This is a genomic window from Zoogloea oleivorans, from assembly GCF_008107625.1.
In the GTDB taxonomy this organism is placed as follows: Bacteria; Pseudomonadota; Gammaproteobacteria; order Burkholderiales; family Rhodocyclaceae; genus Zoogloea; species Zoogloea oleivorans.
Window position 1 is genome coordinate 1 of the sequence record NZ_SDKK01000055.1, and the last position, 6,140, is coordinate 6,140.

General features: G+C 62.8%; 5 protein-coding genes. 3 read left to right on the forward strand and 2 right to left on the reverse strand.

The features are described 5' to 3' along the window. The 3 genes from ETQ85_RS25305 to ETQ85_RS25325 form a co-directional block, all read left to right on the forward strand. Positions 1 to 1,060: flagellar basal body rod C-terminal domain-containing protein (locus ETQ85_RS25305; RefSeq protein ID WP_281283135.1), on the forward strand; the 1,060-nt coding region annotated here is incomplete at its 5' end. Positions 1,061 to 1,071: 11 nt separating this feature from the next. Then, positions 1,072 to 1,518: flagellar hook-associated protein FlgL (flgL, locus tag ETQ85_RS25310; RefSeq protein WP_222862314.1), on the forward strand; the 447-nt coding region annotated here is incomplete at its 3' end. A gap of 1,223 nt (positions 1,519 to 2,741) precedes the next feature. Next, positions 2,742 to 3,077, forward strand: a complete 336-nt coding sequence (locus ETQ85_RS25325; RefSeq protein WP_148581778.1) for a PilZ domain-containing protein — start codon at positions 2,742 to 2,744, stop codon at positions 3,075 to 3,077. On the opposite strand, the gene ETQ85_RS25330 is transcribed toward ETQ85_RS25325, so the two are convergent. Together ETQ85_RS25330 and ETQ85_RS25335 are read right to left on the reverse strand one after the other, a co-directional pair. Beyond that, on the reverse strand, positions 3,038 to 5,566 hold the full coding sequence (locus ETQ85_RS25330) for a bifunctional diguanylate cyclase/phosphodiesterase (RefSeq protein ID WP_187394872.1): 2,529 nt from the start codon (positions 5,564 to 5,566) through the stop codon (positions 3,038 to 3,040). The two genes, ETQ85_RS25325 and ETQ85_RS25330, sit on opposite strands and share 40 nt — an antisense overlap. A gap of 297 nt (positions 5,567 to 5,863) precedes the next feature. Then, on the reverse strand, positions 5,864 to 6,140 hold a 277-nt coding region (locus tag ETQ85_RS25335), incomplete at its 5' end, for a fumarate hydratase C-terminal domain-containing protein (RefSeq protein WP_187394873.1).

The window sequence follows — 6,140 nt, forward strand, 5'->3', positions numbered from 1 at the left end:
GCTCGGCCTGATTGCTGTGGGCATGAGCACCACCTTCAACGCTCAGCATTTGCTCGGGCAGGATCTCAACGGCAATCCGGGGACCAATTTCTTCACTCCGCCGACGGTGGGCGTACAGCGTTTTTCCGATGCCAGCACCGCCTCGCCCCAGGTGGATTTCGCCGATGTTTCCAAGCTCTCGGGCGACGACTACAAGCTGACCTTTACCAATACCACCGGCGGCTACTCCCTGACCCGGATTTCCGATGGCGCTTCGGTGACGGCCGCCAATATCGGCCTGAGCATCACCCCGGCGGCCACTTCCACGGTGGGCGACAGCTTCATGATCCTGCCGACCCGTAATGCCGCCGCCAATATTGGGGTGTCGATTTCCGACACCCGCATGGTCGCTGCTGCGGCGCCGATTGCCTCGGCGGCCACCAGCGGCAATCTGGGAACTGCCAGCATCAGCGCACCGGTCGTGTCGAGCACCACCGATCTGGCCAGCTTCGGCACCGCCGCGGCTCCCCTCAAGCTCACCTATTCGGGCGGCAACATCTCCGGTTTTCCAGCCACCTTGCCGGTTACCTACACACCGCTCAGCGGCAGCCCGATTACCCTCGCCGCCCCGGTGGCGTCCGTTCCCTACTCTTCTGGCATGAGCATCGCCGTCGGCGGTGTGTCCTTCACGCTTTCGGGAGCGATGCAGGATCAGGACAGCTTCACGCTGGGCCCCAACGCCGGCGGTGTGTCCGATAGCCGCAACGCCGTGCAGCTCGGCAATCTGCAGACGACCAAGACCCTGCTGTCGGCCAATGGCTCCCCGTCAGCTACCTTCCAGTCGGTGTATTCCCAAACCGTCAGTGCGGTCGGCAACAAGGCCCGCGAAGTGAAGGTTAACCGTGACGCCCAGGAAAGTCTGGTGAATCAGGCCACCCAGGCCCAGCAATCGGTAGCCGGTGTAAATCTCGATGAAGAAGCCGCCAATCTGATCCGTTATCAACAGGCATACCAGGCGGCGGGCAAGGTCATGAACATCGCCTCCAAACTCTTTGATCAAGTGCTGGCCCTCGGTCAGTAAGGAGAACCGTCATGCGTGTCACTACCGGCATGATCTACGACAGCGGTCTCGCGTCGATCCAGAAGCAGAACAGCCAGTTGCTCAACACCCAGCAACAGGTGGCCACCGGCCGGCGCATCCTCACGCCCTCCGACGACCCGGTGGCTTCGGCGCGGGCCCTGGAAGTCTCCCAGTCGAAGAGCGTCAACGCCCTCTACATCTCCAATCAGGGCTACGCCAACGATGCCCTCAAGCTGGTGGACAGCAAGCTCAGTGCTGCCACCGATCTGGTGACCTACGTACGGACCCGGGCGGTCGAGTCGGGCAACGGGGCCTACACGGCGGCCGAGCAGTCCACCATCGCCTCCGACCTGAAAGAGCAGTTTTCGGCCCTGCAGGGCATCGCCAACAGCCAGGACTCCACCGGCGAGTTTGTCTTTGCGGGCTATCGCAGTAACGCCCAGCCTTTCATCGGCGGGNNGTCACCTATCAGGGCGATCAGGGTGCCCGCACCCTGCAGATCTCGTCCTCGCGCAATCTGCCGATCACCAGCTCCGGTGACGACATCTTCAACAACATCCGCGCGGCCAACGGCTCGGCCTTTGCGCTTTCGGGTGCCGGCAATACTGGCACGGCGATGACTTCAGCCATGTCCTTGTCCGGTTACAACGGGCACAGCTACGCGGTCAGTGTCGGTGCCGGGCCGACCTACCAGGTTTTCGACTCCACCAACGATCCGACCCATGCCTCGCCGATCGTTCCCACCGTGACCGCCAGCGGCAGCGATACGACCCTCGGCTTTGCGGGTGTCAGCCTGACGCTGACCGGGACGGCCAACGCCGGCGACACCTTCTCGGTGTCCAATGTGGCGAGCACCTTCGATGTGATCGGCAATTTCGTGAGTGCCCTCAGCTCGGGCAACAAGGCGGTTACCCAGTTTGGCGGCAGGCAGGCGATTGCCGGCATGGACGCGGCCCAGGACAGCATCTCCCGGGTTCAGTCCGGTGTTGGTTCGCGGATGGTGGAGGTCGAAACCCAGGAGAGCGTTAACGGTGACCTGGCCCTGCAATATGACGAGACCCTGTCCCGCCTGGAGGATGCCGATTACGCCAAGGTGGTGAGCGACCTGACCCAGCAAAAGCTCTTCCTGGAGGCGGCCCAGCAAAGCTTTCTGAAGGTCAGTAACCTGTCCCTGTTCAACTTCCTGAACTGAGTCGATGTCGATTCTTCTGCGGCGGGCTTTTGCCTTCTGGCTGATGCTGCTCCTGGGCGGCTGCAGCAGTACCCCGTCGCGGGACTGGCTGCTGGTGCCGGCGGTGGCGGTAGCGGCATCCGATGCCGGNNTTTATCTGGTCATGGATCCGCTGGCGCCGAACTGGAGCATCCAGGAAGCCCGTCAGAGCGAGGATCGCTACATGCTCGCCCTGCGCATGAAGGCGGTGCACAGCGGCGGGGCCGGAGAAGCGCATCAGGTTTTTGCCCGCCGCGCCGCCCAGCTCGCTGGCCAGCCTGGCTACGGTTCTTACGAAGTGTTGTCCTGGCAGGAAGGGCTGGAAAGCTCCCGGCCGTTTTCCCAGCGGGTAGCCTATGGCGAAGTGCGCCTGGTGCGGCAGGATGCGCAGGAGAAATCTCGCCTGCAGTGAGACGCAGGCCCGCCTGCAAGCGTTTCGGAGCCTTGCGGCGCAGGGCCGAGTTTCGTAAGGTGTCCGATTCGAATGTACGGATGCTCGACATGGACCGCATGACCGAACGCCGCAGGGATCGCCGCATCCCTCTGGGTACCAAGGTGGGAATCAAGCTCCCGGGCAACGCGTCGGCCATCGTCGGCACCTGTATCGAGCTGGGTGTTGGCGGCATGACCATTCATTCCAGCCATATTCCCCGCATGGACGAAGTCTTCGAGGTGGCCGTCCTGCCACCCGAGCAGGGGGGCGCCTACATGCCGCTGCATGCCCGCGTCCGGGTGCGTCGTTGCGATGGGCTTGAGCAGGCGGGTCTTTACGAGATGGGCGTCGAGATCATCGAAGTCATCAGGTAAGGCGCCGGCCGGGCTGGCTCGACGGCGCCAGCGGTGAATAACGCGAGTTTCTCCAGCTCTTCGGCCGGACACGCCCGGCCGAAATGGTAGCCCTGCAGGATGTCGACTTCCAGTTCGCACAGGGTGGCCGTGGTGGCGGCATCTTCCACGCCCTCGGCAACCGTCCGCAGGCCCAGGGCCCGGGCCAGGTGCACGATCGCCTGCAATATGCGCAGGCCGTCTGCCGTGTGCACCCGCTGGACAAACGAAATATCGATTTTCAGTTCGCCGACCGGCAGCTCGTGCAATTGCGAGAGCGATGCGTAGCCAGTGCCGAAATCGTCGATGGACAGCGTGAAGCCGGCATCTACAAGCTGGCACAGGCGCTCTTCGGCACATTCCACCTCCATCAAGGCCACCGATTCTGTCACTTCCAGAACCAGGGCCGCAGGGGGAATGCCATAGCGGCGGGCATCCTCGATCAGCGCATCGACAAAGTCCGGCGCAAACAGCTGGCGTTTGGAAATGTTCAGGGACAGCAGCAGGTCGGGACGGACGGTTCGCCAGCGCTGGAACTGGTTGAGTGCCTGGCGTCGTACAAGCTGGCCGAGGTCGTTGATGAGGCCGAGGTTTTCCGCCATCGGGATGAAGCTTCCCGGCGAGATCCAGCCCAGGTCGGCATCGTGCCAGCGAGCCAGGGCCTCGACGCCGGTCAGTCGGCGCACGCCATCGGCTCCGCTTTTGGCGGTGACCTGCGGCTGGAACCAGGTGGTGATCCGTCCGTCGCGAATGGCCTGGGCAAGTCGGGCCTGGATGTACAGCTCCTTCTTTCCCAGCCCCTTGGCCGACATGTCGTTGAACAGCTGAAAGTTGTTCCGCCCCTGGGATTTGGCGTAGAACATGGCCCGATCGGCATGGGCGAGGAGCGTTTCCACGCTGTCGCCATCGTCGGGGTACAGGGAGATGCCCATGCTGAAGGTGGCATTGATGGGCTGCCCTTCGAGTTCGAAGGTCTGGTTCATGACGCTGACCAGTTTGCGTGCCACCTCACGTGCGCCGTCCGGGCCGGCCAGGCGGGGCAGTAGTGCCACGAATTCGTCGCCGCCCCAGCGTGCCACCGTGTCCCCGTCGCGCAGGCTGCTTTCGAGAGTTTGGGCCATGGCCAGCAGCAGGGCGTCACCGGTCTTGTGACCGTAGGCATCGTTGATGTTCTTGAAGTGATCGAGATCGATGAAGCATACGGCGAGGCATTCCTGACTGCGCCGGGCGAGCTGGATGGTCTTGTGGATGCGGTCTTCGAGCAAAACCCGGTTGGGCAGCCCGGTCAGCGCGTCGTGCAGTGCCATGTGAGCGATGTGGCGCTCCTGCAGGTAGGTCTTGGTGATGTCGCGCAGCACGCCGCGGACGCCGACGATCCGCTCATCCTGATCGCGCTCGACGACGAAGCGGCAATCCATCCAGCGCTCGTAGGAGGCCTCGGCCATGAAGCGGAAGCGGCCATGCAGCTCGTCCTTCAGGCCTTCCAGTAAGTTTTGCAGACATTTCTCGAAGGCGCTGCGGTCTTCCGGGTGGACCGCTTCGGCGAGCAGGCTTCCGGCCGGCGTGCGTCCCGCCAGTTGCCACCATCCGTTGTTGGCCCGGGCAATGCGGCCGTCGGGCAGGAGTTCGAGCACCGCTTCGTCGAGCATGTCGAGGGTGCGCACGAAGGAATGCTGCTCGGCAGCCCACAGCTTTTCCTTCGCCAGAGCCTGCCGCAGGGCGTGGAAGGGCTGGCGCACGCTGTGCACAAAGACCGCCCGATAAAGGAAGGCGCAGGAAATGATCTTGTACACATGGCCGACGAAATTGAAGGCGTCACTGACTGAAGCGTAGAGCGTGAAGCACAGCTCCGACAGCACGGCGATACCTGCGGCGGCGAACAGATCGGTGGCATTGAAGGCGGCGCCGTGACGGGCCTGCCGGTAGAAAATCAGGGCACTCAGCCCGTAGAGGGCGACCAGTCCATACTCCAGGCCGATCTTCAGGTTGGTGAGGCCGCGCCCGGGGATGAAGAAATCCGGCAGCAGGCTTGGCTGGAACAGCTCCAGCCAGTAGATGATGGCCACGTAGACCAGTACGCCGGCCAGAATGCTGTAGCGACTGCGCGAACCCAGCATGGGCTGCCAGGGCCGCAGGGCGATGGTCAGCAAGCCGAAGGCCACCAGGTAACGGGCACCCAGCCAGAAAACGATCGCCTTTTGCGGACTGGACGGGGTGACGAAGTCGGGCATTCCGCGATAGCCGCACATGTGTCCGAAGTCGAGGAGCGCGGAGCCGAGCAGTACGACGCCAATCAGTACGACATTGCCTGGCCGCTCGTCGGAGTAGGCGTTCCAGGCGATCCCGAAGACCAGCATGGCAACGACGATGGCGGCGGTCTCCATGGCCGTGTGCACGGGCAGGTAGGCACTCAGGCCCAGATCCCCGGTGCCACCGTTCAGCCACAGCAGGCTGCAAAAAAAAGCCAGCACGCCTATCCAGATGGATGAGCGATTCAGTTTGCGACTATCGACGCGTATGCCTGGGGAAGGCGCGTTTGCGTGCATCGGAATCGGTTGTCAATTGGGGTGAGCAATAATCCAGGTCTGCACACAAGGGGCATGCCGTGGGCGTTGAGCAGGTCCGTTTCTCTGACCGGGCCTGCTGCTGAAAAATTTTACATGCTCCGGTATTGCAAGGTTTGTTCAGGATAAGCAAAGAACACCATTGTTCTCATGAAAAACCCGGCACCAGGCCGGGTTTTTCATGACTGTCGGAAGCGTCTTGGGTCAGGCGATCGTGACCGGAATCTTGCCGATCTTGGCCTGCCATTCCTTCGGGCCGGTTTCGTGCACGCTGGTGCCCGAGGAATCCACCGCCACGGTGACGGGCATGTTTTCCACGTCGAACTCGTAGATGGCTTCCATGCCCAGGTCGGCAAAACCGACGACCTTGGCCGACTTGATGGCCTTGGCCACCAGGTAGGCGGCGCCGCCGACGGCCATCAGATAAGCGGACTTGTTGTCCTTGATGGCCTCGATGGCCACGGGGCCGCGCTCGGACTTG